The organism is Asticcacaulis sp. YBE204 (assembly GCF_000495855.1).
Classification (GTDB): domain Bacteria; phylum Pseudomonadota; class Alphaproteobacteria; order Caulobacterales; family Caulobacteraceae; genus Asticcacaulis.
In genome coordinates this window covers 1-246 of record NZ_AWGF01000055.1, presented here as the reverse complement: position 1 = coordinate 246, position 246 = coordinate 1, and the positions used below count along the sequence as shown (strand labels likewise).

General features: G+C 67.9%; 1 protein-coding gene. It reads right to left on the bottom strand.

The annotated features are described in order from the left end of the window. Positions 1-246 (bottom strand): hypothetical protein (locus tag AEYBE204_RS40615; RefSeq protein WP_035442355.1); only part of this gene is annotated, 246 nt, incomplete at both ends.

Sequence of the window (246 nt, the reverse complement as noted above, 5' to 3'; positions counted from 1 at the left end):
TTCGAGATCAGCCCCGTCATGCGCGGATTGTAATAGTCGCCGTTCTGATACCACGCGGCTTCGGTCGAGAAGGCGTAGGTGTCGGTCTTGTAGTCGAACGGGCGGGCGGTTTGCAGGTCGATGGTCGCCCCCAGCGCGCCTTCGTCGGTTTCGGCGGAGGCGGTTTTGCCCGGGCAGCGAGGTGGACAGGTTCGGGGGGGAGGGGTTGTAGGCGAAGGGCCGCGAGGGGGTGGGGGGGGGGGCGGG